34 protein-coding genes are annotated in these 25,388 nt (G+C 67.9%); 6 read left to right on the forward strand and 28 right to left on the reverse strand.

Annotated features, from left to right (window positions below):
• Positions 1–21 precede the first annotated feature (21 nt).
• Entirely contained in the window at positions 22–1,893 is a 1,872-nt protein-coding gene (locus EFY87_RS10325) for a putative nucleotidyltransferase substrate binding domain-containing protein (RefSeq protein ID WP_123271409.1), read from the forward strand.
• Between the two features lie 6 nt (positions 1,894–1,899).
• Here the strand turns inward: EFY87_RS10325 and map are convergent, their stop codons facing one another.
• The 24 genes from map to rpsJ form a co-directional block, all read right to left on the reverse strand.
• A complete protein-coding gene (map, locus tag EFY87_RS10330; protein ID WP_123271410.1) occupies positions 1,900–2,742 on the reverse strand; it encodes a type I methionyl aminopeptidase in 843 nt (280 codons plus the stop codon).
• Positions 2,742–3,317 (reverse strand): adenylate kinase, encoded by a 576-nt coding sequence (locus EFY87_RS10335; RefSeq protein ID WP_123271411.1) that lies wholly within the window; start codon positions 3,315–3,317, stop codon positions 2,742–2,744. Before EFY87_RS10335 ends, map begins: the two co-directional genes overlap by 1 nt.
• Complete coding sequence (gene secY, locus EFY87_RS10340) at positions 3,317–4,636, reverse strand: preprotein translocase subunit SecY (protein ID WP_123271412.1); 1,320 nt, start codon at positions 4,634–4,636, stop codon at positions 3,317–3,319. The genes EFY87_RS10335 and secY overlap by 1 nt, the downstream gene beginning before the upstream one ends.
• 308 nt (positions 4,637–4,944) lie before the next feature.
• On the reverse strand, positions 4,945–5,403 hold the full coding sequence (gene rplO / locus EFY87_RS10345; protein WP_123271413.1) for a 50S ribosomal protein L15: 459 nt from the start codon (positions 5,401–5,403) through the stop codon (positions 4,945–4,947).
• 74 nt (positions 5,404–5,477) lie between these two features.
• Positions 5,478–5,660, reverse strand: a complete 183-nt coding sequence (gene rpmD, locus EFY87_RS10350) for a 50S ribosomal protein L30 (protein WP_123271414.1) — start codon at positions 5,658–5,660, stop codon at positions 5,478–5,480.
• Complete coding sequence (rpsE, locus tag EFY87_RS10355) at positions 5,660–6,334, reverse strand: 30S ribosomal protein S5 (protein WP_123271415.1); 675 nt, start codon at positions 6,332–6,334, stop codon at positions 5,660–5,662. The genes rpmD and rpsE overlap by 1 nt, the downstream gene beginning before the upstream one ends.
• Positions 6,335–6,368: 34 nt before the next feature.
• The gene (rplR, locus tag EFY87_RS10360) at positions 6,369–6,743 is read right to left on the reverse strand and encodes a 50S ribosomal protein L18 (protein ID WP_123271416.1); all 375 of its coding nucleotides are present in this window, start codon (positions 6,741–6,743) and stop codon (positions 6,369–6,371) included.
• A 3-nt stretch (positions 6,744–6,746) separates the two neighbouring features.
• Positions 6,747–7,286: a 50S ribosomal protein L6 gene (rplF, locus tag EFY87_RS10365; protein WP_123271417.1), complete on the reverse strand. Its 540-nt coding sequence runs from the start codon at positions 7,284–7,286 to the stop codon at positions 6,747–6,749.
• 26 nt (positions 7,287–7,312) lie between these two features.
• Positions 7,313–7,711, reverse strand: coding sequence for a 30S ribosomal protein S8 (gene rpsH, locus EFY87_RS10370; RefSeq protein ID WP_123271418.1), 399 nt, complete (start codon positions 7,709–7,711; stop codon positions 7,313–7,315).
• Between the two features lie 187 nt (positions 7,712–7,898).
• The gene (locus tag EFY87_RS10375) at positions 7,899–8,084 is read right to left on the reverse strand and encodes a type Z 30S ribosomal protein S14 (protein ID WP_123271419.1); all 186 of its coding nucleotides are present in this window, start codon (positions 8,082–8,084) and stop codon (positions 7,899–7,901) included.
• 2 nt (positions 8,085–8,086) lie between these two features.
• Positions 8,087–8,656 carry a 50S ribosomal protein L5 gene (rplE, locus tag EFY87_RS10380; RefSeq protein ID WP_123271420.1) on the reverse strand — a complete coding sequence of 190 codons (570 nt, stop codon included), beginning with the start codon at positions 8,654–8,656 and terminating at the stop codon, positions 8,087–8,089.
• Positions 8,657–8,658: 2 nt separating this feature from the next.
• Positions 8,659–9,009, reverse strand: coding sequence for a 50S ribosomal protein L24 (rplX, locus tag EFY87_RS10385; protein ID WP_123271421.1), 351 nt, complete (start codon positions 9,007–9,009; stop codon positions 8,659–8,661).
• Positions 9,010–9,012: 3 nt separating this feature from the next.
• Positions 9,013–9,381 carry a 50S ribosomal protein L14 gene (gene rplN, locus EFY87_RS10390; protein WP_123271422.1) on the reverse strand — a complete coding sequence of 123 codons (369 nt, stop codon included), beginning with the start codon at positions 9,379–9,381 and terminating at the stop codon, positions 9,013–9,015.
• A gap of 201 nt (positions 9,382–9,582) precedes the next feature.
• Positions 9,583–9,885, reverse strand: coding sequence for a 30S ribosomal protein S17 (rpsQ, locus tag EFY87_RS10395; protein ID WP_123271423.1), 303 nt, complete (start codon positions 9,883–9,885; stop codon positions 9,583–9,585).
• The gene (gene rpmC, locus EFY87_RS10400) at positions 9,882–10,124 is read right to left on the reverse strand and encodes a 50S ribosomal protein L29 (protein WP_281276195.1); all 243 of its coding nucleotides are present in this window, start codon (positions 10,122–10,124) and stop codon (positions 9,882–9,884) included. The genes rpsQ and rpmC overlap by 4 nt, the downstream gene beginning before the upstream one ends.
• Positions 10,124–10,543, reverse strand: a complete 420-nt coding sequence (gene rplP, locus EFY87_RS10405) for a 50S ribosomal protein L16 (protein ID WP_123271424.1) — start codon at positions 10,541–10,543, stop codon at positions 10,124–10,126. Before rplP ends, rpmC begins: the two co-directional genes overlap by 1 nt.
• Positions 10,543–11,376 (reverse strand): 30S ribosomal protein S3, encoded by an 834-nt coding sequence (gene rpsC / locus EFY87_RS10410; RefSeq protein WP_123271425.1) that lies wholly within the window; start codon positions 11,374–11,376, stop codon positions 10,543–10,545. The genes rplP and rpsC overlap by 1 nt, the downstream gene beginning before the upstream one ends.
• On the reverse strand, positions 11,376–11,744 hold the full coding sequence (rplV, locus tag EFY87_RS10415; protein WP_123271426.1) for a 50S ribosomal protein L22: 369 nt from the start codon (positions 11,742–11,744) through the stop codon (positions 11,376–11,378). Before rplV ends, rpsC begins: the two co-directional genes overlap by 1 nt.
• Positions 11,745–11,800: 56 nt before the next feature.
• A complete protein-coding gene (rpsS, locus tag EFY87_RS10420) occupies positions 11,801–12,082 on the reverse strand; it encodes a 30S ribosomal protein S19 (protein ID WP_123271427.1) in 282 nt (93 codons plus the stop codon).
• A gap of 3 nt (positions 12,083–12,085) precedes the next feature.
• Positions 12,086–12,922 carry a 50S ribosomal protein L2 gene (gene rplB / locus EFY87_RS10425; RefSeq protein ID WP_123271428.1) on the reverse strand — a complete coding sequence of 279 codons (837 nt, stop codon included), beginning with the start codon at positions 12,920–12,922 and terminating at the stop codon, positions 12,086–12,088.
• Positions 12,923–12,960: 38 nt separating this feature from the next.
• Positions 12,961–13,260, reverse strand: a complete 300-nt coding sequence (rplW, locus tag EFY87_RS10430) for a 50S ribosomal protein L23 (protein ID WP_123271429.1) — start codon at positions 13,258–13,260, stop codon at positions 12,961–12,963.
• Between the two features lie 2 nt (positions 13,261–13,262).
• Complete coding sequence (rplD, locus tag EFY87_RS10435; protein ID WP_123271430.1) at positions 13,263–13,916, reverse strand: 50S ribosomal protein L4; 654 nt, start codon at positions 13,914–13,916, stop codon at positions 13,263–13,265.
• Between the two features lie 5 nt (positions 13,917–13,921).
• On the reverse strand, positions 13,922–14,587 hold the full coding sequence (gene rplC / locus EFY87_RS10440) for a 50S ribosomal protein L3 (RefSeq protein ID WP_181445472.1): 666 nt from the start codon (positions 14,585–14,587) through the stop codon (positions 13,922–13,924).
• A 19-nt stretch (positions 14,588–14,606) separates the two neighbouring features.
• Positions 14,607–14,915, reverse strand: coding sequence for a 30S ribosomal protein S10 (rpsJ, locus tag EFY87_RS10445; protein WP_114930053.1), 309 nt, complete (start codon positions 14,913–14,915; stop codon positions 14,607–14,609).
• A gap of 384 nt (positions 14,916–15,299) precedes the next feature.
• Here rpsJ and EFY87_RS10450 point away from each other — a divergent pair, with 384 nt between their 5' ends.
• The 5 genes from EFY87_RS10450 (at position 15,300) to EFY87_RS20670 (ending at position 20,023) form a co-directional block, all read left to right on the forward strand.
• Positions 15,300–16,217 carry an ABC transporter ATP-binding protein gene (locus tag EFY87_RS10450; RefSeq protein ID WP_123271431.1) on the forward strand — a complete coding sequence of 306 codons (918 nt, stop codon included), beginning with the start codon at positions 15,300–15,302 and terminating at the stop codon, positions 16,215–16,217.
• Positions 16,214–17,131, forward strand: a complete 918-nt coding sequence (locus tag EFY87_RS10455; protein WP_123271432.1) for an ABC transporter permease — start codon at positions 16,214–16,216, stop codon at positions 17,129–17,131. Before EFY87_RS10450 ends, EFY87_RS10455 begins: the two co-directional genes overlap by 4 nt.
• Before the next feature lie 64 nt (positions 17,132–17,195).
• Complete coding sequence (locus EFY87_RS10460) at positions 17,196–18,110, forward strand: ABC transporter ATP-binding protein (protein ID WP_123271433.1); 915 nt, start codon at positions 17,196–17,198, stop codon at positions 18,108–18,110.
• A 13-nt stretch (positions 18,111–18,123) separates the two neighbouring features.
• Positions 18,124–18,846, forward strand: coding sequence for an ABC transporter permease (locus EFY87_RS10465; RefSeq protein ID WP_123271434.1), 723 nt, complete (start codon positions 18,124–18,126; stop codon positions 18,844–18,846).
• Positions 18,847–18,979: 133 nt separating this feature from the next.
• Positions 18,980–20,023 carry a mycothiol transferase gene (locus tag EFY87_RS20670; protein WP_220093597.1) on the forward strand — a complete coding sequence of 348 codons (1,044 nt, stop codon included), beginning with the start codon at positions 18,980–18,982 and terminating at the stop codon, positions 20,021–20,023.
• Positions 20,024–20,036: 13 nt separating this feature from the next.
• On the opposite strand, the gene EFY87_RS10480 is transcribed toward EFY87_RS20670, so the two are convergent.
• The 4 genes from EFY87_RS10480 to EFY87_RS10495 all read right to left on the reverse strand — a co-directional run bounded on the left by EFY87_RS10480 (position 20,037) and on the right by EFY87_RS10495 (position 25,368).
• Entirely contained in the window at positions 20,037–20,696 is a 660-nt protein-coding gene (locus EFY87_RS10480; protein ID WP_220093598.1) for a hypothetical protein, read from the reverse strand.
• A 36-nt stretch (positions 20,697–20,732) separates the two neighbouring features.
• Complete coding sequence (locus tag EFY87_RS10485; RefSeq protein ID WP_181445473.1) at positions 20,733–21,950, reverse strand: CynX/NimT family MFS transporter; 1,218 nt, start codon at positions 21,948–21,950, stop codon at positions 20,733–20,735.
• A 147-nt stretch (positions 21,951–22,097) separates the two neighbouring features.
• Complete coding sequence (gene ppsA / locus EFY87_RS10490; RefSeq protein ID WP_123271435.1) at positions 22,098–24,479, reverse strand: phosphoenolpyruvate synthase; 2,382 nt, start codon at positions 24,477–24,479, stop codon at positions 22,098–22,100.
• A gap of 34 nt (positions 24,480–24,513) precedes the next feature.
• Positions 24,514–25,368: a pyruvate, water dikinase regulatory protein gene (locus EFY87_RS10495; RefSeq protein ID WP_281276197.1), complete on the reverse strand. Its 855-nt coding sequence runs from the start codon at positions 25,366–25,368 to the stop codon at positions 24,514–24,516.
• Between the last annotated feature and the right edge of the window lie 20 nt (positions 25,369–25,388).

Here is a 25,388-nt window from a genome sequence, read left to right on the forward strand (position 1 = left end):
GCGAGGCCGGACGCTGGCACGATGTCGGACGTGACACCGGATGAGCTGGCGAGTTTCCTCGCCGAGAACCCGCCATTCGACGCTCTGGACGAAGCGGCCGTCGCCGCCATCGCGCAGGCGGCGACCCAGCGCACGTATGCCGTGGGCGACACCGTCGTCGACGGTTTCCGTGAGCCTGCCGAAGGTCTCTTCGTGGTGCTGTCCGGACGTGTCGGGTTGTGGAACTCGCGCGACGCGCTCGGCCACGACGCGCAGGAACTCATCGGCGCCGGAGGGGTTTTCGGCTTCTCGGCAATGCTCACCGGACGCCTGATCGGCCCGAAGGCGGTCGCGCTGGCGCCGTCCAGCACGGCGTTCGTGCCGGCCGAGCAGGTGACGACGGCGTTCTCGACGACCTCGGGTGCGAAGTTCCTCGCCGAGCAGATCGCGCTGTCGCAGGGCGGCGGGCCCTTGCACGACTCGTCATACCAGGTCGTCGACGACCTGATCGTCAACCCGCCGCTGATCGTCACCCCCGACGCCCCGGCCCGTGAGGTCGCGCGCCGGATGACCGAGCACGGCGTGCGATATGCCGCGGTGCAGCTGCCGGACGACAGCTGGGGCATCGTGACGGACCGGTCGCTGCGCATCCGGGTGATCGTCGACGGCGCGCCGATGGATGCGCCCGCCTCCCAGGTCATGGACCACCCGGCGGCGACCACCCACCTGGGCGAGTCGGCGGCGGGCGCGCTGATCACCCTGCTCGACCGCTCAGCGCAGTTCCTGCTCGTGCTCGACCAGGACGGCCGGATGCGCGGCGCGGTGGAACCCGCCGACTTCGCCGTCTCCGGGTCGAGCGGCGACATCGCGCTGCGGCAGCAGCTCGCCCAGGCACCGACAGCCGACGAACTGGTCGCCCGCAGCCAGGGCGTGCCCTGCATGGTCGACGGCCTGCTCGAACGCGGCCTGGCGACCAGCAAGGTGACGTCCGTCTATTCGGCGACCGTCGACGCGGTGGTCCGGCGCGCGCTGGTGCTGACCTTCGCGCGGCACCCGCAGCTCGACCTCGACGCGTTCACCTGGTTCGTGCTCGGCGGCACCGCACGCGGCGAGGCGGTGCTCAGCTCCGACCTCGACTCGGCCGTCGCCTTCCGGCACCAGCTGAACGACGAGCAGCAGGGCGCCTACCGGGCCGCGTTCGCGGAGGTGCTGGAACTGGTCGAGCGGGCCGGCATACCCTCGGATCCGCACGGCGCGACCGCTGCCCGCGCGCCGTTCGCCCGCACCACCGCGCAGTGGCGCGCGGCCAGCCGCACCTGGATGGCCGACCCGGTGGCCGAGCAGGGCGCCATCATGACGTCGCTGATGGTCGACGCGCGACCGGTGCACGGCGACCCCGGATTGTCCACTGTCACCAAGGTTTTCGCCGACATACGGGCACACCCCACGACCATGCGGCTGCTGCTCAGCGAGTCGCTGTCCAAGCGCGCCCGGCTGCATTCGCTCGGCGCTGTCCTGGCCCGGCGGGCCGGGACGTTCGACATCAAGGAGCACGCGCTGGTGCCGGTCATCAACATCGCCCGGTGGGCGGCGCTGGTCACCGGGTCGGCGGCGCTGCCGACCACCGCGCGGCTGCGCGACGCCGGCGGCCGCGGGCTGATGCTGCCCGAAGTGAACGCCGCCACCTTGATCGACGTGTTCGAGGTGCTCCAGCGGGTCCGCCTGCGTTACCAGCTGCGCCAGCTCGCGGGCGATTTGCGCCCCACCGACGTCATGGCGCTCGACCGGCTCTCCCCGATCGACCGGTCCACCATCACCAAGGCCGTGCGCGAGATCGCGGCCAATCAGCGCCGGATGGGCTCGATCGCCGAACGAGTCGACCCGGCCGAATGGTTCGACTCCCGGTCGCGGTGAGCGCGATCAGTCCAGCGGGGCGTATGCCGCGCCGGCCGCAGCCAGGTCGGCTGCGCCACCGTCCGGCGCGGTCAGCACCCACAGCCCGCCATCGGTGACGGCGACTGTGTGCTCCCAGTGCGCGGCACGCGATCCGTCCTCGGTCACGACCGTCCACTCGTCGGCCAGCTCGTGCGACTCGTAGGTGCCGAGCGTCAGCATCGGCTCGATGGCGACCGTCGCGCCGGTCCGCACCACCGGACCCGTGGGCCGCACCCGCTCGTTGTAGACCGTCGGCTCCATGTGCATCTCGGTGCCGATGCCGTGCCCGGTATAACCGTCCAGGATGCCGTAATCGCGCCCGTCGGCGTGACCGCTGGCCATCACCGAATCCTCGATCACACCGCCGAGCTCATAGATGCCGATGCCCGGCCGCAGCGCGGCGATGCCGGCCCACAGCGCCCGCCGGGTCGCCGCGGTCAACTGCAGGTCCTCCGGCCGAGCCGCGGCATCCCCGCCGACCACGACCGTGATCGCGGCATCGCCGTGCCAGCCCTCGACGATCGCGCCGCAGTCGATCGAGACCAAATCGCCGTCGGCCAGGACACGCGACCCCGGTATGCCGTGCACGACCTCGTCGTTGACCGACACGCATAGCGTGCCCGGAAACCCGTGATAGCCCAGGAAGCTCGGAATGCCGCCCTGGGCGCGGATGAACTCCTCGGCGAGCGAGTCCAGCGCCCCTGTCGTCATACCCGCCCGGGCGGAGCCCGCGAGCAGTTCCAGGCACTCTCCGACGACCACGCCGGCGCGCCGCATCAGCCGGATCTGCTGCGGCGTCTTGACCGGCAGCTTCTCCCGGCCGAACATCAGGCCCGCGGCAACGCGTCCAGCGCGGCGGCGATCCGGTCGGTCACTTCGTCGAGTTCGCCGACACCGTCGATCTCGACGACCAGCCGTCGCTCGGTATAGACGCGCACCAGGGGTTCGGTTTCCGCGCGGTAAACGCGCTGACGCTCGCGGATGACTTCCTCGGTGTCGTCGCTGCGGCCGCTGGTTTCAGCACGCTTGAGCAGCCGGGAGACCAGCTCCTGCTCCGGCACCTGCAACTCCAGCACCGCGTCCAGGCCATGCCCCCAACCGGACAGCAGCGTGTCGAGCGCCTCGACCTGCCCGACGGTGCGCGGGTAGCCGTCGAGGAGGAACCCCTCGCGGGCATCATCCTGGGCGAGCCGGTCAGCGACGATCTCGTTGGTGACCTCGTCCGGCACGTAACCACCGGCGGCCAAGATGCTGCTCACCCTGGTGCCGAGCTCGGTCTCGCGGCGGATGTTGTCGCGGAAGATGTCTCCGGTGGAGATGTGCGGGATGCCGCAGCGCTGCGCGATGTGCTCGGCCTGCGTTCCCTTGCCGGCTCCCGGCGGTCCCAGAATGATGAGGCGCATTATCTCAAGAACCCTTCGTAGTGATGCTGCTGCAGCTTGGAGTCAACCTGCTTGACGGTATCGAGACCGACACCTACGAGGATGATGATGGATGCGCCACCGAACGGGAAGTTCTGGTTGGTACCCACCAAGGCGAGCGCGATCAGCGGAATCAGCGCGATGATCGCCAGATAGATCGCACCGCCAACGGTGATCCGGGTCAGCACATAGTTGATGTACTTCGCCGTCGCCTTGCCGGCGCGGACCCCCGGGATGAACGAGCCCGACTGCTTCAGCCCGTCCGCAACCTCGTCGGGCTGATAGGTGATCGACACGTAGAAGAACGTGAAGAAGACGTTCAGCACGGTGTAGACGATCATGTATGACGGGTGGTCGCTCTTGGCCAGGTTGTTGAACACCCAGGTCGCCCACGCCGCCTGATGCGGGTTGGTCTGCGGATTGGTGAACTGCGCGACCATGACCGGCAACGACAGCAGGGAGCTGGCGAAGATGATCGGGATCACGTTGGCCATGTTGACCTTGAGCGGGATGTAGGTGGACGTCCCGCCATACATCCGGCGGCCGATCATCCGCTTGGCGTATTGCACCGGGACGCGGCGGATGGAGTTCTCGACGTAGACCACCACGGTCAGGATGACCAGGCTCATCACCACGACCAGGAAGAACTTGCCCCAGCCCTGGGTGTGGATCGACCAGATCTCGGACGGCACGCGCGCGGCGACCGAGACCAGGATCAGCAGCGACATACCCTGGCCGACACCCTTCTCGGTGACCTGCTCGCCGAGCCACATGATCAGGCCGGTGCCCGCGGTGAAGCTCAGCACCATGATGACCAGGGTCGGCCAGGCGCCGTCGGTCATGATGTTGGCGCAGGCCGGACCGTTGCCCAGGATCGACTGCGGGTTGTTGTGCACTGCGGTCACCAGCGTCGAGGACTGCAGGATGGCCAGGCCGATGGTCAGATAGCGCGTGTACTGCGTCATCTTGGTCTGACCGGCCTGCCCCTCCTTCTTCAGCTGCTCGAACTTGGGGATCACGACCGTCAGCAGCTGCACGATGATCGTGGCGGTGATGTAGGGCATGATCCCGAGCGCGAAGATCGACAGCTGCAGCAGCGCGCCGCCGGAGAACAGGTTGGCCAGGCCGAGCAGCGACTGCTGCCCGCCGGAGCCCTGCTGACAGAGCTGCACCTGCTTGTAGTCGATGCCTGGCGCAGGAATGTGAGAGCCCAGCCGGAAGACGGCGACGATCGCGAGCGTGAACAGGATCTTGTTCCGCAGGTCGGGCGTGCGGAACGCGCGGCCGAGAGCGTTGAGCAAGGTGAGTCCTCCTGGGCCGACCTGCCCGCTCGGGAAGGTGTGGCGCCGTGACGATCCCGGCGGCTCTCGTCCGGGTGGACGGAACCATCGGGCCGGCCGGTCCGCGTCATGGGCGGGCGGGCCGGAATTTCAGCTGGGCTTGGCCAGAGATTACCTGGCCGACTCGCGGCGCGAGCCGTTGGGGAGTGCAGTTGGGCGGACCGGCCCCGGCGCAGCCGCCGGACCGGAAGCGCACGAACGCCCCGCGGGAAGAACGAGAGTGCCGCTCTCGTCGTTCCCTCGGGGCGTCCGGGGCGCGAGGACCACGATCACGCAGCGGTGATCGAGCCGCCCGCTGCCTCGACCTTTTCCTTGGCCGAGGCCGAGAACTTGTCCACGGTGAGGTTCACCGCGACGGTGATCTCGCCGGTGCCAAGCACCTTGACCGGCTGGCCCTTGCGGACCGCGCCCTTGGCGACCAGGTCCGCGACGGCGACGTCGCCGCCTTCGGGGAACAGCGCCGAGATCTTGTCGAGGTTGACGACCTGGAAGGTCACCTTGAACGGGTTCTTGAAGCCCCGCATCTTCGGCAGCCGCATGTGCAGCGGCGTCTGGCCACCCTCGAAGCTCTCCGGCACCTGGTAGCGGGCCTTGGTGCCCTTGGTGCCACGACCGGCGGTCTTGCCCTTGGAGCCTTCACCGCGACCCACGCGGGTCTTGGCGGTCTTGGCTCCGGGGGCCGGACGCAGGTGGTGCACCTTCAGTGCATGCGTTTTCTCTTCAGTCATACTTTCCGTCGCGCCTCTTTCCTTCGCTCCGGGCCCCGCTTCGCTCGTTTCCTCACTCAGGTCGGCGCTCATCTTCACTTCTCCTCGACCGTCACCAGGTGACGGACCGCACGAACCATGCCGCGGACCTCCGGGCTGTCCGGCTTCTCGACCGTGTGGCCGATCCGCTTCAGACCGAGGGACCGCAGGGTCTCCCGGTGCTGGCGCTTGCCACCGATCTCCGAACGGATCTGGGTCACCACGAGTGTCGTGGCCATCAGGCACCTGCCTTCTCGCCCTGCGCGGCCGCCGCAGCGTCCGCCATGGCGTGCTGCATGCGGGCCGGCACGACCTGGTCGAGCGGCAGCCCACGGCGAGCCGCGACGGCCTCCGGGCGCTCCAGCTCCTTCAGCGCGGTCACGGTCGCGTGCACGATGTTGATCGCGTTGTCCGAGCCGAGTGACTTGGACAGCACGTCGTGGATGCCGGCGCACTCCAGGACGGCGCGCACCGGACCGCCGGCGATGACACCGGTACCGGGGCTGGCCGGGCGAAGCAGAACGACGCCGGCTGCGGCCTCACCCTGGACCGGGTGAGGGATTGTGCCGCCGATCATCGGGACACGGAAGAACGACTTCTTCGCTTCCTCGACGCCCTTGGCGATCGCAGCGGGAACTTCCTTGGCCTTGCCGTATCCGACACCGACGGTGCCCTGGCCGTCACCGACGACCACGAGCGCGGTGAAGCTGAAGCGGCGGCCACCCTGGACGACCTTGGCGACCCGGTTGATGGTGACGACGCGCTCGAGGTACTGGTTGCGGTCGTCACCACCACGGCGTCCGCCGCGGTCGTTGTCCCGGCCCCCGCGACGGTTGTCGCGACGGTCGTTGCTGGTGTTGTCGTTCGAGCTGCTGCCGGTGCCGGCAGCGCCTCGACGCTGGGGTCCAGGCATCAGTGCTTCCTCATTTCGACGTTGAACGTTGCCATTACAGTGTCAGTCCGCCTTCCCGGGCGCCGTCCGCGATGGCGGCGACCCGACCGGCGTACTTGTTGCCGCCACGGTCGAAGACGACGGCGTCGACTCCGGCTGCCTTCGCGCGCTCGGCGACGAGCTCGCCGACCTTGCGGGCTTTGGCGGTCTTGTCACCGTCGAGCGCGCGCAGGTCCGCCTCCATCGTCGACGCGGACGCGACGGTCTTGCCGACGGTGTCGTCGACGACCTGCACGAACACGTGACGGGAGGAGCGGTTGACGACCAGGCGGGGACGCTCGGCCGTGCCCGACAGGCGCTTGCGCAGCCGGAAGTGGCGCCGAGCGCGGGCCGCGGCCTTGCTCGTGGAACGCTTCACAATCTTTGCCATGGCTTACTTACCAGCCTTTCCGACCTTGCGACGGATGTGCTCGCCCTCGTAGCGGACACCCTTCGCCTTGTAGGGGTCGGGCTTGCGCAACTTGCGGATGTTGGCGGCAACCTCGCCGACCTGCTGCTTGTCGACACCGCTGACCGAGAACCGGGTGGGGTTCTCGACCGCGAAGGTGATGCCCTGCGGAGCCTTGACCAGGATCGGGTGGCTGTAACCGAGGGCGAACTCGAGGTCCGAACCCTTGGCGGTCACGCGGTAACCCGTGCCGTGGATCTCCAGCTTCTTGGTGAAGCCGTCGGTCACACCGACGACCATGTTGTTGATGAGGCTCCGGGTCAGGCCGTGGCGCGACCGCGATTCACGCTCATCGTTGGGGCGCGTGACAGTGATCACGCCGTCGTCGCCCTGGGCGACGCTGATGGGCTCCGGCACGGTGAGCTCGAGCTGGCCCTTGGGGCCCTTGACCGCGACCGCCTGGCCGTCGATCTTCACCTCGACACCGCTGGGCACCGGAACGGGAAGACGTCCGATACGCGACATCTGAATCTCTCCTTAACTGTTCCGGGTCACCAGACGTAGGCGAGGACTTCCCCGCCAACACCCTTGCTCGCCGCCTGCTTGTCGGTCAGCAGGCCGGACGATGTGGACAGGATGGCAACGCCGAGACCACCGAGCACCTTGGGCAGGTTGGTGGACTTGGCGTAGACCCGCAGGCCGGGCTTGCTCACGCGGCGGACGCCGGCGATGGAGCGCTCCCGGTTGGGGCCGTACTTCAGGTCGATCGTGAGCGTCTTGTCGACGCCCTCGCCCTCGACGCGGAAACCGGCGATGTAACCCTCCGTCTGGAGGATTTCGGCGATGTGCGTCTTGAGCTTGCTGTGCGGCATGGTCGCCGAGTCGTGGTGCGCCGAGTTGGCGTTCCGGACGCGGGTCAGCATGTCCGCGATCGGGTCGGTCATGGTCATCGTGGGCACTTGCCCTTCTCACCGTGGTTTCTGCTGGCTCGGAGCCGGTGCGGACCTTCGGTGTCGTTGGTACGTGGTGTGTTGCTGGATGTGCTGGGGACGCGCCTCACGAAGATCCGTGCTCCACATCGAGGCCCCCGCGTAGTGTTCGGGGAGCGAAGCGGAGGAGAAACTTCGTGGGGTGATGTCACCAGCTGGACTTGGTGACGCCGGGCAGTTCGCCGCGGTGCGCCATCTCGCGCAGGCAGATCCGGCACAGGCCGAACTTGCGGTAGACCGAGTGCGGGCGGCCGCAGCGCTGGCAGCGGGTGTAGCCGCGCACCGCGAACTTCGGCTTCTTGTCGGCCTTGTTGACCAGGGCTTTCTTGGCCATGCTCAGTTCTCCTTGAAGGGGAAGCCGAGGTGCTTCAGGAGCGCCCGGCCTTCGTCGTCGTTGCTCGCGGTGGTGACGACCGTGATGTCCATACCGCGCACGCGGTCGATCTTGTCCTGGTCGATCTCGTAGAACACCGACTGCTCGGTCAGCCCGAAGGTGTAGTTGCCGTTGCCGTCGAACTGCTTGGGCGACAGGCCGCGGAAGTCGCGGATGCGCGGCAGTGCGATCGACACCAGGCGGTCCAGGAACTCCCACATGCGGTCGCCGCGCAGCGTGGTGTGCGCGCCGATCGGCATACCCTCACGCAGCTTGAACTGCGCGATCGACTTGCGGGCCTTGGTGACGGCCGGCTTCTGACCGGTGATCGCCGCGAGGTCCTTGATGGCGCCCTCGATCAGCTTGGAGTCACGGGCGGCGTCGCCGACACCCATGTTGACGACAACCTTGGTCACCGTCGGCACCTGCATGACGTTGGCGAACTGGAACTCGTCCTGCAGCTGACCCTTGATCTCGGACTGGTAGCGCGCCTTGAGGCGGGGCGCCACCTTTTCGGTGGTGGTCGCAGTCATCTTCAGAGGTCCTTTCCGGACTTGACCGCCACGCGGGTGCGCACGGTCTTGGTCCGACCGTCACGCTCCACCTGGTCCTCACGGATGCGGATGCGGGTCGGCTTGCCTGTCTCCGGGTCCACGATCATCACGTTGCTCACGTGGATCGGCGCCTCGGTGACCTCGATGCCACCAGCGCCGCCACCCGGCTGACCGGCCTTGACGTGCTTGGTGATCCGGTTGACGCCCTCGACCAGCACGCGCTGGCGCTCAGGGTCGACCGAGATGACCTTGCCCTGCAGGCCCTTGTCCTTGCCGGAAATGACCTGGACCAGGTCATTCTTCTTGATCTTCAGCTTCGGTTTGCCTGCCATCGGCTACAGCACCTCCGGCGCCAGCGAGATGATCTTCATGAACTTCTTGTCGCGCAACTCACGGCCCACCGGGCCGAAGATGCGGGTGCCGCGCGGGTCACCGTCGCTCTTGAGGATGACCGCTGCGTTCTCGTCGAACTTGATGTAGCTGCCGTCCGGGCGGCGCTTCTCCTTGCGGGTGCGCACGACAACGGCCTTGACCACATCGCCCTTCTTGACGTTGCCGCCCGGGATGGCGTCCTTGACGGTCGCCACGATGGTGTCACCGATGCCGGCGTAGCGACGTCCCGAGCCACCGAGAACCCGGATGCACAAGATCTCCTTGGCACCGGTGTTGTCGGCGACGCGCAGTCGCGACTCCTGCTGGATCACGTTTCTTCTCCTGTCGTCTCACTGGTTCTCGCCCGAAGCGAGCCTTGTGGAACGGTCAATGTTGGTTGCGGTGTTGCCACCGCGGTGGTGCGCGAGACCGGAACGGAAACCGTCCATGCCGCGCGAACGATGTGTACCTCGTTCGGGGCCCCCGCCAAGTATCCGGAGGAGCGAAGCGGGGGAGGAACTTGGTGGGTCTTCTTACTTGGCCTTCTCGAGGATCTCGACGACGCGCCAGCGCTTCTGCGCCGACAGCGGACGGGTCTCCATGATCAGCACGCGGTCGCCGACACCGGCTTCGTTGTTCTCGTCGTGCGCCTTCAGCCGTGCGGTCTTGCGCTGCACCTTGCCGTAGAGGGCGTGCTTGACGCGGTCCTCGACCTCGACCACGACGGTCTTTTGCATCTTGTCGCTGACGACGTAGCCCTGGCGGGTCTTGCGGTAGTTGCGCTCGCCCGCTTCCTTGGCCTCGGTCACAGTTGCTTCCTTGTTCTCGTCACTCATGCTTCGGTCTTCTCCTGCGCGCGACCGATGCCGAGCTCACGCTCGCGCAGCTCGGTGTAGATGCGGGCGATGTCCTTGCGGACCGCACGCAGCCGCGAGTTGTTCTCCAGCTGGCCGGTCGCCGACTGGAAGCGCAGGTTGAACAGCTCCTGCTTCGCCTTGCCCAGCTCGTCGGCCAGTGCTGCGTCGTCCAGCTCCCGCAGCTTTGCGGGGCGCAGTTCCTTCGAACCCACTGCCATCAGATGTCACCACCTTCACGCGCGACGAAGCGGCACTTCATCGGCAGCTTGTGCATCGCCAGGCGCATCGCCTCACGAGCAACTTCCTCGGACACACCGGACAGCTCGAACATGACCCGGCCCGGCTTCACGTTGGCGATCCACCACTCGGGCGAGCCCTTACCGGAACCCATGCGGGTTTCGGCCGGCTTCTTGGTGAGCGGACGGTCCGGGTAGATGTTGATCCAGACCTTTCCGCCACGCTTGATGTAGCGGGTCATGGCAATACGAGCGGACTCGATCTGCCGGTTGGTGACGTATGCCGGCTCCAGTGCCTGGATGCCGTAGTCACCGAACGACACAGCGGTGCCACCCTTCGCCATACCGCGGCGACGGGGGTGGTGCTGCTTGCGGTGCTTCACACGACGGGGAATCAACATCAGGCTTCAGCTCCCTCGGTCGTCGCGGCGGGTGCCGCGACGACGGCGTCTTCGGCGACCGGGGCCTCAGCAGCTGCGTCACGACGGCTACGGGTGCCACCGCGACGGTCGTCACGGCCACCGCCGCGACGGTCGTCACGACGGCCACGTGCGGGACGGCTCGGGGCCGCAGCCTGCTCGCGCGCCAGCTCCTTGGCGGTCAGGTCGCCCTTGTAGATCCAGACCTTCACGCCGATGCGGCCGAAGGTGGTGCGGGCCTCGTAGAACCCGTAATCGATGTTCGCGCGCAGCGTGTGCAGCGGCACCCGGCCTTCGCGGTAGAACTCGGTGCGGCTCATCTCGGCGCCGTTCAGCCGCCCGGAGACCATGACCCGGATGCCCTTGGCACCGGCGCGCTCGGCCGTCTGCATGCCCTTGCGCATGGCGCGACGGAAGTTCACGCGAGCCGACAGCTGCTCGGCGATGCCCTGGGCGACCAGCTGAGCGTCGATCTCGGGGTTCTTGACCTCGAGGATGTTCAGCTGCACCTGCTTGCCGGTCAGCTTCTCCAGCGAGCCACGCAGGCGGTCGGCCTCGGCGCCGCGGCGGCCGATGACGATGCCCGGGCGCGCCGTGTGGATGTCGACGCGCACGCGGTCACGGGTGCGCTCGATCTCGACCTTGCTGATGCCGGCGCGCTCCATGCCGGTCGACATCAGACCCCGGATCGCGACGTCTTCCTTGACGTAGTCGCGGTAGCGCTGACCCGGCTTGGACGAGTCGGCGAACCAGCGGCTCTTGTGGTCCGTCGTGATGCCGAGACGGAAACCGTTCGGGTTGACCTTCTGACCCATCAGCGGCCACCGTCCTTTCGCTCGGGCTGGGCAACGTGCAACGTGATGTGGCTCGTGCGCTTGAGGATGCGGCTGGCGCGACCCTGCGCACGCGGACGGAACCGCTTCATGGTCGGCCCTTCGTCGACATACGCCTCGCTGACGACCAGCAGCCGCTCGTCGAACGCGACCGACGCCTGGTCCGCCTTCTGGCGGGCGTTGGCGATGGCGCTGTTGAGCACCTTGAGGACCTGCTCGCTCGCACCCTGGGGCGCGAAGGTGAGCACGTTGATCGCCTCCTGGGCGTTCTTGCCACGCACCAGGTCCACAACGCGGCGGGCCTTGGTCGGCGTCACCCGGACGAACCGAGCCTGCGCCTTGGCTTCCACAGTCGTTCCTTCGTTCGTTTCAGTCTTGTTTGCCATCGGCAGTTCACCCCGCCGCCTCAGCGGCGGCGACCCTTCCGGTCGTCCTTCTCGTGACCCTTGAAGGTGCGAGTCGGGGCGAACTCACCGAGCTTGTGGCCGACCATCGACTCGGTCACGAAGACCGGGACGTGCTTGCGGCCGTCGTGCACGGCCAGCGTGTGGCCGAGCATGTCGGGAGTGATCATCGACCGGCGGGACCAGGTCTTGATGACGTTCTTGGTGCCAGCTTCGTTCTGGGCGTCCACCTTTTTCTGGAGGTGGTCGTCGACGAAGGGGCCCTTCTTCAGTGAACGGGGCATTTCTTACCGCTTCTTTCCAGTACGACGGCGACGCACGATGAGCTTGTCGCTCTCCTTCTTCGGGCGACGGGTGCGGCCCTCGGCCTGACCCCACGGGCTGACCGGGTGACGACCACCGGAGGTCTTGCCCTCACCACCACCGTGCGGGTGGTCCACCGGGTTCATCGCGACACCACGAACGGTCGGGCGCTTGCCCTTCCAGCGCATGCGGCCGGCCTTGCCCCAGTTGATGTTGCTCTGCTCGGCGTTGCCGACCTCGCCGACCGTCGCGCGGCAGCGGACGTCGACGTTGCGGATCTCGCCGGACGGCATACGCAGCTGGGCGTAGGGGCCATCCTTGGCCACGAGTTGCACGCGCGCGCCGGCCGAGCGGGCGATCTTCGCGCCGCCACCAGGCCGCAGCTCGATGCAGTGCACGACGGTGCCGGTCGGGATGTTGCGCAGCGGCAGGTTGTTGCCGGGCTTGATGTCGGCGCCGGGGCCGTTCTCGATCGGGTCGCCCTGCTTGAGGCGGTTCGGCGCGATGATGTAGCGCTTCTCACCGTCTGCGTAGTGCAGCAGCGCGATGCGAGCGGTGCGGTTGGGGTCGTACTCGATGTGTGCGACCTTCGCGGGGATGCCGTCCTTGTCGAGGCGGCGGAAGTCGATCACGCGGTAGGCACGCTTGTGACCGCCACCGATGTGGCGAGTCGTGATGCGACCCGAGGCGTTGCGACCGCCGGTCTTCGGCAGGGGACGCACCAGCGACTTCTCGGGCGTGGTGCGGGTGACCTCGGCGAAGTCGGCCACGCTCGAGCCACGACGGCCCGGCGTCGTCGGCTTGTACTTGCGGATAGCCATTGTCTGTCCTTAGGAGTCTTGTCTGCGGCGGTCGATCGTCAGCTCTGCGAGCCGAAGATGTCGATCGCGCCTTCCTTGAGCGAGACGATGGCGCGCTTGGTGTCCTTGCGCTTGCCGGTGCCGAAGCGGGTCCGACGCGTCTTGCCCTGCCGATTCATCGTGTGGACCGAGGAGACCTTGACGTCGAAGATCTCTTCGACGGCGATCTTGATCTCGGTCTTGTTCGCCCGCGGGTCGACGAGGAAGGTGTACTTGCCCTCGTCGAGCAGGGCGTAGGACTTCTCCGAGACGACCGGCGCGATCAGGATGTCGCGCGGGTTCTTGCCCAGTTGCGTCATGGTCACTTGTCCTTGTCGCTCTGCTGCGCGGCGGCCGGGCCGGCCAGGAAGCGCTCCAGCGCAGCCTGGGTGAAGACCAGGTCGTCGGCGCACAGCACGTCGTAGGTGTTGAGCTGGTCGGCGAAGAGCACGTGCACGTCGGCGAGGTTGCGCACCGACAGCAGCGCGGTCTGCTCGTCGCGGCCGAGGACCACGAGGAGGTTCTTGCGCTCGGTCAGTCCGCCCAGCAGGCCGGCTGCGGCCTTGGTGGACGGGGTGTCACCCTCGACCACGCTGCTCAGCACGTGGATGCGGTCGTGCCGGGCCCGGTCGGACAGAGCGCCACGCAGTGCGGCGGCCTTCATCTTCTTGGGGGTCCGCTGCGCGTAGTCGCGCGGCTTCGGGCCGTGCACGATGCCACCGCCGGCGAACTGCGGTGCGCGGGTCGAACCCTGACGGGCGCGGCCGGTGCCCTTCTGGCGGTACGGCTTGCGGCCACCACCGCGAACCTCGCCGCGGGTCTTGGTGGAGTGGGTGCCCTGACGTGCGGCAGCCAGCTGCGCCACCACAACCTGGTGGATCAGCGGCACGTTGGTCTGCACGTCGAAGACCTCGGCCGGCAGCTCGACGCTGCCTGCCTTCGCGCCCGAGGCGCTGGTGATGTCAACGGTCGTCATCTGGCTCAGGCCTCCTTGACGGACGACTTCGCCGCGGTCTTGACCAGCACGATGTGACCGCGGGGGCCGGGAACGGCACCCTTGATCAGCAGCAGGCCCTTGTCGGCGTCGATCGCGTGGATCGTGAGGTTCTGGGTGGTCTGGCGCACGCCGCCCATGCGGCCCGCCATACGCACGCCCTTGAAGACGCGGCCGGGGGTGGCGCACGCGCCGATCGAACCCGGCTTGCGGTGGTTGCGGTGCGCACCGTGCGAGGAGCTGACGCCGGCGAAGCCGTGCCGCTTCATGACGCCGGCGAAGCCCTTGCCCTTGGTGGTGCCGACGGCGTCGACCGTCTGGCCGGCCTCGAAGGCAGCGACGGTGACTTCCTGGCCGAGCTCGTAGCTGGCGGCGTCGGAGGTGCGGATCTCCGCGAGGTGACGGCGCGGCGTCACGCCGGCCTTCTCGAAGTGTCCGGTCAGCGGCTTAGTGACCTTGCGCGGGTCGATCGCACCGTAGCCGATCTGCACCGCGTGGTAACCCTCGTCCTCGCCGCGCACAGCGGTGACGACGCACGGGCCGGCCTGGACGACGGTGACCGGGATCAGCCGGCCGTTCTCGTCCCATACCTGGGTCATGCCGAGCTTCTCGCCCAGCAGGCCCTTCACGGAACGCTCAGTGGTGTGAGTCATGTCGAGTCAACCCTTCCGATCAGAGCTTGATCTCGATGTTGACGTCGGCCGGCAGGTCGAGCCGCATCAGCGAGTCGACGGCCTTCGGCGTCGGGTCAACAATGTCGATGAGCCGCTTGTGGGTGCGCATCTCGAAGTGCTCGCGGCTGTCCTTGTACTTGTGCGGTGACCGGATGACGCAGTACACGTTCTTCTCCGTCGGCAGCGGCACCGGGCCGACCACCGTTGCACCGGCACGAGTGACCGTGTCGACAATCTTGCGCGCCGAGCTGTCGATGACCTCGTGGTCATACGACTTCAGTCGGATGCGGATCTTCTGTCCCGCCATTCGCCCGTGTCTCTCTCTCGCCGTACTCGTTTACTTACTAGGTCTGTTGGCGCACTCCCAGCACTCGCCTCCGACCCCCGCGCTCGGGTGTGTCGCGCGTGCTTCGCAGCACGACGCCGACAGTTCTGGCGTGGATGGCCGGGCGAGGACCACTGGTCCCGCACCTGTAACTCGCGTTTCCCGACCTCGCCCGCATGGCTCGTCTGGCGACGAACGGGGCGCTTTCGGGGCGGCAGTGCCGGGGCTCGCCCGCCTCAGATCACTCCGAGTCGTATGGCGACGCACCTGATCACTGCACGTCAAGCAACTTGAACAGTCTGCCAGACACGGCCACAGGGTCCAAATCGAGCCGCGTGAGGTGCACCACGGTTAAGCTCCACACCCATGGGGGTCGCCGACACACAGCATCTGACGATGCAATACCGGCAGGTGCGTGCGCTCGATGATCTCACCCTGAGCGTGCCGGAAGGGATCACCGGTGTGATCGGTGTCAACGGCGCCGGCAAGTCCACCTTGATCAAGGTGCTGCTCGGGCTGCTGCGCCCGACCGGTGGCGCGGTGCGCGTGCTGGGCCTCGATCCGGCCACGCAGGGTTCGGCGATTCGCGCGCGCGTCGGCTACATGCCCGAGCACGACGTGCTGCCTGCGGACGTGTCAGCGGCGGACTTCGTGATGCACATGGCCATGATGTCCGGGCTGCCGCGGGCCGCAGCCCGGGAGCGCACGTCCGACGCGCTGCGGCACGTGGGTCTCGCCGAGGAACGCCACCGCCCGATGGGCGGTTATTCCACCGGCATGAAGCAGCGCGCCAAGCTCGCCCAGACCATCGTGCACAGCCCGCAACTCGTGCTGCTCGACGAGCCGACCAACGGCTTGGACCCCCGCGCACGCGACGACATGCTCGACCTGATCGGCCGCATCGGACACGACTTCGGCATCTCGGTGATGGTGACCAGCCACCTGCTGGGCGAGCTCGAGCGCACCGTCGACCACGTCATCGTCATCGACGCCGGCCACCTGTTGCGCTCCGAGCGCACCCAGGACCTGACCGAGACGACCGGTAACGTGCTCGTGGAGGTGCTCGGTCCCCCGGGCAGCGATCAGCGCATCGGTCAGGCCCTCGTCGAGCGCGGGGTGCAGGCGTGGCCGGTCGGTGACCGCATCGAGGTCCGGATCGACCGCCCGGAGACCCTCGACCTGATCCGCGACCTCGTGGCCGGGCACGGTCTCGGCCTGGTGCGGTTGCAAGAGGTCCACCACAGCCTCGAAGAAGTCTTCGCCCAGGGAGGTGGGCAACGATGACGACTCCCGCGGGTCGTGGCGTCATCCACGACATCGGTTTCCGGCCGTTCACCGGAAAACGACAGGGCACCGGCGCGATCGCCTGGTCCCTCTACCTCACCTCGCTGCGGCACTGCTTCGGGCTGGGACGTTCGGGCAAATCGAAGGTGATGCCCTGGCTGATCGCTGCCGTCCTCCTGGTGCCGGCGCTCGTGCTGGCCGGGTTGCTGCTGCAGCTGAACAAGATGTCGCTGTCCAGCCAGGCGGACCTCTTCGGGCCCCTGGCGAACTATTTCGGCTTCCCCTACTGGACCCAACTGCTGATCACCGTCTTCGCCGCCGCGCAGGCACCGGTGCTGTTCGCACGCGACCTGCGCTACCGCACGATCGTGCTCTACTTCGCGCGACCGCTGTCCCGCACGGCCTACGTACTCATGCGGCTCGCAGCACTCACCACGGCACTGTTCGCCGTCATCGCCATACCGCTGACGATCTGGTATGCCGCGGCGCTCAGCACGAAGGTCGACCACAGCGAGCACACCAAGAACTACCTGGCCGCGATCGTCGGCGTCGCGATCCTCGCCATCGTGCTGGCGACATTCTCCGGCATGGTCTCGGCGATCACCACCCGCTCCGGGCTCGCCGTCACCGCGGTCATCGTCGCACTGATGCTGACCTCGGGGGTCGTGACGTCGGTGCAGGGTGCGGCATACGACAGCCACCACCGCGGCCTTGGTCTCACGGCCGCGCTCTTCAACCCGTTCACCGTCGTCGCGGAGTTCGTCAGCGGCGCGTTCCACCAGCCGACGCCCTCTGCGTCCATGCCGCACCCGGGCACCGGCTGGACCATCGGGTATGCCGTGGCGATCGCGTGCTGGGCGTTCGGCTCGGCATACCTGCTGATCCGGCGCACCCGGAAGGCGGCGTCGCTATGAGCGAGCGCAGCGAGCGACCGAAGGCTCAGGCGAGTGAGGGTCTCCGACGAAGGAGGAGACCCTCATGAGCGATCTGATGCTGACCGACGTGTCCCGCTGGTATGGCAACGTCGTCGCGGTCAACGACGTCAACATGCAGATCGGGCCGGGGATCACCGGCCTGCTCGGCCCGAACGGCGCGGGCAAGTCGACCCTGTTGTCGATGATGGCCGGCCTCCTTCCGCCGTCCAGTGGCACGGTGACCATCGACGGCCAGCCGACCCGCGGCAACGTCGCGATCTACCGGCGCATCGGGCTGGTCCCGGTGCAGGAGTCGCTCTACGACTTCCTCACCGGGGCGCAGTTCGTGCGGCTGAATGCCGACCTGCAGCGGGTCATCCAGCCGGACAAGGCCACCGAACGCGCCATCGGCCTGGTCGACATGGCCGGTGCCGCGAGCCGGAAGATCTCGACGTACAGCAAGGGCATGAAGCAGCGCATCAAGGTCGCCTCGGCACTGGTGCACGACCCGGAGGTGCTGCTGCTCGACGAGCCGTTCAACGGCATGGACCCGATCCAGCGCCGGCACATGATGGGGCTGCTCACGCACTTCGCCGCGCAGGGCCGCACGATCGTCTTCAGCTCGCACATCCTGGAGGAGGTCGAGCAGATCGCCCGCCAGGTCGAGGTGGTCGTCGCGGGGCGCCACGCCGCCAGCGGTGACTTCGCGGCCATCCGCCGGCTGATGACCGACCGGCCCAATCAGTATGTCGTGCGCAGCTCCGACGACCGCCGGCTCGCGACCCTGCTGGTCGCCGAGCCGTCAGTCCGCGGGGTGCGGCTGCGCGGCGGGAAGGCGCTCGAGGTGGAGGCGGACGACTTCGGAGCGTTTACCCATGCAGTGCCGAAACTGGCGCAGGAGAACGGGATTCGCATCCTCGAGCTGACGCCGACGGACGAGTCGCTGGAGAGCGTGTTCAGTTATCTGGTGAACTCATGAGCGGGGCTGTCGCATGCTGAACGGGCCGATCCTGCGCCTCGGGCTGCGCTCGCTCTTCGGCCGCGCCCGCGTCTGGCTGATGGTCGCGCTGCCGGTGATCATGCTGCTGCTCTCAGCGGTGGTGAAAGGGACCTCCAGCGGCGGGGACGATGCGTCGTCCGCCGAGGCGTTCCTGCGGGTCTTCGGCGTCGGCATCGTCGTGCCGGTGGTCGCCCTGGTCGCGACCACGACGCTGATCAATTCGGAGTTCGACGACGGATCGATCATTTACCTTCTCACCAAACCGATTTCGCGGCTGAGCATTATCGCGAGCAAGGCGATCGTCGTCTTCGGCGCGGGGGTCGTGTTCGCGGCGCTGCCGATGCTGCTGGCCGGGCTGGTGATGGCCGGCGGCTCGCACGACGTCGCCGTCGCGGCGCTGCTGGGCGGCGCGGTGTCGACGCTCGCCTACGTCGGCATCTTCACCGCACTGGCAACCACGATGAAGCGCAGCATCATCGGCTGCCTGCTCTTCTGGCTGCTGTGGGAGTCGACGATCTCCTCCCTGCTCTCGCCGGTGAAGTGGCTGTCCGCGCGAGCGTGGGGCAATGCCGTCATCCAGCACGTGGCGGCGGCGGGCGACGGCAAGCCCGCGGTGCCGCTGACGTATGCCGTGGTGGGCGCCCTCGTCGCGTTCGCCGTCGGCATCGCCCTGGCCGGCCAGCGGCTCGCGTCGATGACGATCTCCGAGGAATAGCGCGGCGACCGCGGACCGGATTCAAGGGGTTGATCGCTGCGGAGTCGCGAGCGTACCGTATGTAACGGTATCGGTACGTAACCACCCAGCGACATACGAGCAAGGTGCGGGTGCCGCGACAAAGGAGTGACCCATGACCGACGACACCGGCAGCACTCGAATCCTCGGGACGCTGCGCACGACGAACGGGTTGGGCGTCGTGCGGATGCAGGAACGCTACGACACCGGCATCGAGGACCTCTGGTCCGCGCTGACCGATCCCGAACGCCTCGCACGCTGGTTCGGCGAGGTCGAGGGCGACCTTCGGGTCGGCGGGGAATACCGGCTGCGCATCCCGGGCGCGATCGAGGCGACCGGCCGAGTGGATGCGTGCCAGCCACCGCGCCGGCTCCTGGTGCGCACCTTCGACGCCGACGCCCGGCCCGGCCAGCCGGAAGAGACCGTGACCGAGGCGACGCTCACGCCGGACGGCGACGGCACCATCCTGGTCGTCGAGGAGCGCGGACTGCCGACGCCACTGCTGCCGGCATATGGCGCCGGAGTCCAGATCCACCTGGAGAACCTCGCCGCTCACCTGACCGGACTCCCCCGCGGCGACGACGAGCAACGGTGGACCGCCCTGCTGCCGGCATACGAGTCCCGCGCCGTCGCCCTGAACGGCGCCTCAGCCTTCGGGGAGCCCGACCGGGCCGCCCTGCTGGCCTGCCTGGAACGGCAGCGCGCGGGGGTGCGCGCGATCGTGGCCGGTATGCCGGAGGAGCACTGGCACACGTCGGTGGTCCCGTCGGGCTGGACGCCCGCCGGGCTGGTGGCGCATCTCGGCGGCGCCGAAAGACACTGGACCTGCGGGGTTGTCCTCGACGACGACCCCGGTCACCCCTTCGATGAAGACGGCGACGACGAACCGTACGACCCCGATGCGCCGTTCGTCATCGACTGGCCGTCCGCCAAGGTCCTCGCCTACTACCGGGACCAGGCCGCGGCGACCGATCGGATGCTGGCACGCACGGCGCTCGACGCGGCGCCGCGCGGCTGGCACGGCGGACCGGGGACCAGCCAGCTGGGCACCGTGCGCGACGTCGTGCTGCACCTCATCGAGGAAACGGCCACGCACTCGGGGCATCTGGAGATCGCCCGCGAACTCCTCGACGGGAAAACCCGGCTCGCTGGGCGCTGACCGGCGCCGGGTCTCAGATCACGCGGTCCTGGTCACCGCCGAGCAGGAGCTGCGGAATCTGGCTGAACTGCCACGTCGATGCGCCGGCCTTCCTGCGGAAGACCCAGACGACGTCGAAGCGGTCGCCCGGCCACTTCGTGGGCGGCGTGGGCGTGACCGTGCCGAGTGCAACGGCGATCGCGGGCAGGTGCTCGTGTTCCCAGGCCGTCAGCGTGACTCCAGGAGTCCGGCGGAGTGTGGCGGCCAGCTGCGCGATGTCGTCCGGGTCGATGGCGGAGTCGATGGGCAACCCGGCCTTCCCGGACAGCGGCGTCAGGGTTTCCAGCGGGCGCCTGCTCTGGACCGGCCGCGCCGCGACAAGGTGCTGCGGGGGCGTGATGCCGCGCTCACCGGAGGTGAACAGCCCGATCAGTGCGCCCGCCCGGGTCCACCCGCGAATCGTCAGCGAGCGCTTGTCCCGCTCCCCGCTCTCCTGCACCCCGTATGGCGCGCCGCCCTGCGGCTTCTCCGCATGCCGGATCAGGTAGAGGACCTGGGACGAACCCGCTCTGTCGGCTGAGCTCGCCGCAGCGGACGGGCTCGCCGCAGCAGGCTTGGCCGAGGAGCAGGCGGCGAGCGCGGACGTGCCGAGTGCGACACCGGACAGCCGTAGTGCGGCGCGACGATCGATCATGGAGACGATCCTCGGCATACGACCTGGGACCGGCATTCAGCCGCCGGCAGGCTCGTCGGCCATCCGCCCGGGACGCGCGGCACGCAGCGCCGCAATCCCCTGCGGTATGGCGAAACAGCCCAGGACCGTCATCGCGACCGTCCAGGAGCCGGTGCTGTCGTGCAGCGCGCCGATGAGGATCGGCCCGATCGCGGCGAGTCCGTAGCCGACGGACTGCGCCATACCGGAGACCTGACCGGACTGTGCGGTGGAGTTGCTGCGCAGCACCATGAAGAGCAGGGCGAGCCCGATGCCGCAGCCCGGACCGACCATCACCAGCCCGGCCCAGAGCACCGCCGGCCCGTGACCGGCGAGCAGGCCGACGAAGCCGAGCACGCTGATGACCAGTGATCCAAGCGTGATGGCGCGTTGATCGGCGCTCCGGCCGGCGAGGATGGGCGCGCACAGCGAACAGCACAGGCCGACGACCTGGCCGACCGCAAGCACCGCTCCGGCGGAGCCGGCCGACATACCGCGCTCGTCCATCAGGAACTTCGGCAGCCAGGCGCCGAAGGTGTAGAAGATCAGCGACTGGCTGCCCATGTAGATGGTGATCGCCCAGGCGGTGCGATCCCGCCACAGGGCACCTGACGGCTTCGCGGGGTCGATGCGGTGCTCGCGCCGCAGTTGCGGCAGCCACTGCGCCATCGCCACCAGGACCAGCAGACCCCACGCCGCGAGGGTCAGCCGCCAGTTCCCGCCGAGTGCGTCGTCGATGGGCACGGTGAGTCCGGCCGCGACCGCCGCGCCGCCGGACAGCATCATCGAGTAAAGCCCGGTCATCAGCCCCGACCGGTGCGCGAAGTCCCGCTTGATCAGTGCGGGCAGGACCACATTGCAGATCCCGATGCCGACGCCGATCAGCGCCGAGCCGAGGAAGAGCGCCGCCGCGGACGGGATCAGCCGCAGCGCAATCCCGGCCACCAGCACCACGAGCGAGCCGAAGATGGTGCGCTCGATCCCGAAGCGGTGCGCGAGCCGCGGCGCGACCGGAGCGCTGAGGCCGAAGAAGAGGACCGGCAGTGTGGTCAGCAGCCCAGCGGCGAAGCTGCTGAACCCGAAGCTGGCGGTGATCGAGTCGATGACCGGCGACACCGACACGACGGCCGGGCGCAGGTTCGCGGCAACCAACAGGACGCCCACCACCGCGACCAGCGCGGTGCTGCCGCGGGTCCGGGAGGGGCTCGCCGCACCCGACTCCTCCCGCGCTCCCACCTACCGAACCTATCCCCGGTCGGCCGTATGCCGAGACGCCGGCCCGGATGACGAGAAGGGATCGCACCCGCGCCGACCGAACCCTCGACCGTCGAAAGTTACGTACGCTCCAGGCCGGGTTTCGCAGCCGCGCCGCCGCACCCAGTCTCAGACGCCGGCGTCCTCAGCGCGCTTGGCCAGCCGGAGCCAGGTCTCGACGACGGTGTCGGGGTTGAGCGACATCGACTCGATGCCCTGGTCGAGCAGCCAGTCCGCCAGGTCGGGGTGATCGGATGGACCCTGGCCGCAGATGCCGACGTACTTGCCCTGCTCGCGACACGCCTTGATCGCCATACCGAGCATGGCCTTGACCGCGGGGTTGCGCTCGTCGAAACCCGCTGCCACCAAACCGGAGTCGCGGTCCAGCCCGAGCGTCAGCTGCGTCATGTCGTTGGAGCCGATGGAGAAGCCGTCGAAGTGCTCCAGGAACTGCTCGGCGATCACTGCGTTGCTCGGCACCTCGCACATCATGACGACCTGCAGCCCGTTCTCACCGCGCTTGAGGCCGTGCTTGGCGAGCAGCGCGATGACGCCCTCGGCCTCGTCGAGGGTGCGCACGAAGGGGATCATCACCTTGACGTTGGTCAGCCCCATGTCCTCGCGGACGAAACGCAGCGCCTCGCACTCCATGGCGAAGCAGTCCTCGAAATCCTTTGACAGATAACGAGATGCACCGCGGTAGCCGATCATCGGGTTTTCCTCGTGCGGCTCGTAGCGCTCGCCGCCGAGCATCCCGGCATACTCGTTGGACTTGAAGTCCGACATGCGCACGATCACCGGCTCGGGCGCGAACGCCGCCGCGAGGGTCGAGACACCTTCGGCGACCCGCTTGACGAAGAACTCCCGCGGGCTGTCGTATGCCGCGATCAGTGCCCGGATCTGCTCCTGCAGCTCCGGCTCCTGGTCGTCCAGTTCCAGCAGGGCACGCGGGTGGATGCCGATCTGCCGGTTGATGATGAACTCCAGGCGCGCGAGCCCGATGCCCTTGTTGGGCAGCCGGCTGAATTCGAATGCCTGGTCGGGGGTTCCGACGTTCATCATGATCTTGACCGGCACCTCGGGCATCTCATCGAGCGCGGTCTCCTCGATGTCGAAGTCGTGCTTGCCGTCATACACGAACCCGGTGTCACCCTCGGCGCACGAGACCGTCACCTCCTGCCCGTCGGCCAGGTCGGTGGTCGCCGATCCGGTGCCCACGACCGCGGGTATGCCGAGCTCGCGCGCGATGATCGCCGCGTGGCAGGTGCGGCCGCCGCGGTTGGTCACGATCGCCGACGCGCGCTTCATGATCGGCTCCCAGTCGGGGTCGGTCATGTCGGCGACCAGCACCTCACCGGGCTGGAACTGATGCATGGCGTCGATCGACGTGAGCGTCCGCACCGCACCGGCACCGATCTTCTGGCCGATGGCCCGGCCCTCGACCACGACAGGTCCGCGGTCCTTGATCCGGAAGCGTTGCAGCATCGAGGTGTTCGCGCGTGACTGCACGGTCTCCGGACGCGCCTGCAGCACGTAGAGCAAACCGTCGACACCGTCCTTGCCCCACTCGATGTCCATCGGGCGGCCGTAGTGCTCCTCGATCGCGAGCGCATGCGTGGCCAGCTCGGTGACTTCCGCGTCGGTGAGGGACAGCCGCGCCTGGTCGGCCTCGTCGACCGGCACGAAGTGGATGGTCTCCCCCACCGTGTCGTCGCCGGTGTAGACCATCTTGGTCGCCTTCGAACCGACACCGCGCTTGAGGATCGCCGCACGCCCGGCACGCAGCGCCGGCTTGTAGACGTAGAACTCGTCGGGGTTGACCGCACCCTGCACCACGGCCTCCCCGAGGCCGTAGCTGGAAGTGACGAAAACCGCGTCGCGGAAACCGGATTCGGTGTCCATGGTGAACATGACACCCGAGGAGCCGATGTCGGAACGGACCATCCGCTGAATGCCGGCGGACAGCGCGACGAGCGAGTGGTCATAGCCGGCGTGCACCCGGTAGGCGATCGCCCGGTCGTTGTAGAGCGAGGCGAAGACCAGCTTGATGGCGTGTAGCACGTTGTCGATGCCGCTGATGTTGAGGAACGTCTCCTGCTGGCCGGCGAACGACGCGTCCGGCAGGTCCTCGGCAGTCGCGCTCGAACGCACCGCGAACGTCGCGTCGGCGCCTTGCTCCGCGGTGAGCCGCTCGTATGCCGAGCGGATGTCGGCAGCGAGGTCCTCCGGGAAGGTCTGCTGCTCGATGTCGTCGCGGATCTTCGCGCCGACGCGGGCCAGCTCCTGCACGTCGTCCACGTCCAGCCCGTCGAGCAATTCGTCGATCTCAGCCTTCAGCCCGGTCTCGGTGAGGAACCGCCGGTAGGCGTCCGCCGTCGTCGCAAACCCGGTCGGCACCCGCACCCCCGCCTTGCTCAGGTGCTGCACCATCTCACCGAGCGAGGCGTTCTTGCCACCCACGGTCTCGACGTCGTTCATGCCGAGATCGGCGAACCACTCGATGTTCGTCATGTCGGAATTCCTTTCGTATGACGTGACTTTCACGTCACCGTCGAACGGCGCTCGAAGTGCCTCCGGCGCTCAGCTTGCGCGTCTGCATGATCGTTGCAGCCATCTCCTCCACCGACATGGCAGCGGAGTTGATATAGGGGATGCGGTGGGCGCGGAACAGCGCTTCGGCCCGGCGCAACTCGTAGGTGCACTGCGCCAGGGTCGCGTATGGCGAGCCGGGTCGCCGCTCCGAGCGGACCTGGCTGAGGCGCTGCGCGGTCGACAGCAGGCCGTAGCACTTGTCGGCATACGGGGCGATCGGGCGGGGCAGCCCGCCACGCTCGAAGTCCTCCTCCACCAACGGGTAGTTGGCGACGCGCAGGCCGTACTGCAGCGCGAGATACATCGTGGTGGGGGTCTTGCCGCAGCGCGACGGCGCGGTGAGGATCAGGTCGGCGCGTTCCAGCTGGCGCAGGCTCTGCCCGTCGTCGTGCTCGATCGCGAACTCGACGGCTTTCATCCGGGCGTCGTACTCCCCGAGGTCCCGCACTCCGTGTGCACTGCTCGCGTTGTGCGCCGCATTGACGTGCAGCACGCGCTCGACCATGTCCAGGTGCGAGCCGAAAAGGTCGATGAACGCGCACTGCGTGCCGGACAGGATCCCGCGGATCTCCTCGACCGCCACGGTGGAGAACACCAGCGGCGTCACGTCCTGCGTCTTGGCGGCGTCCATCTGCGCGACGGCGTCGTGCGCCTGCTCGGGCGTCTTGATGAACGGCAGCTTCTCGCGCACGAATCGCACGCTCGGAAACTGCTGGAGCATCATGTTGCCGAGGGTTTCGGCAGAAATTCCCGTGCCACCGGCCACGAAGAAGACCGGGGTCGCAGGCGTTTCAGCCGGGAGATCCACAGGGCGAACTCTGCCATACG

This window comes from Flexivirga caeni, assembly GCF_003724155.1.
Lineage (GTDB): Bacteria > Actinomycetota > Actinomycetes > Actinomycetales > Dermatophilaceae > Flexivirga > Flexivirga caeni.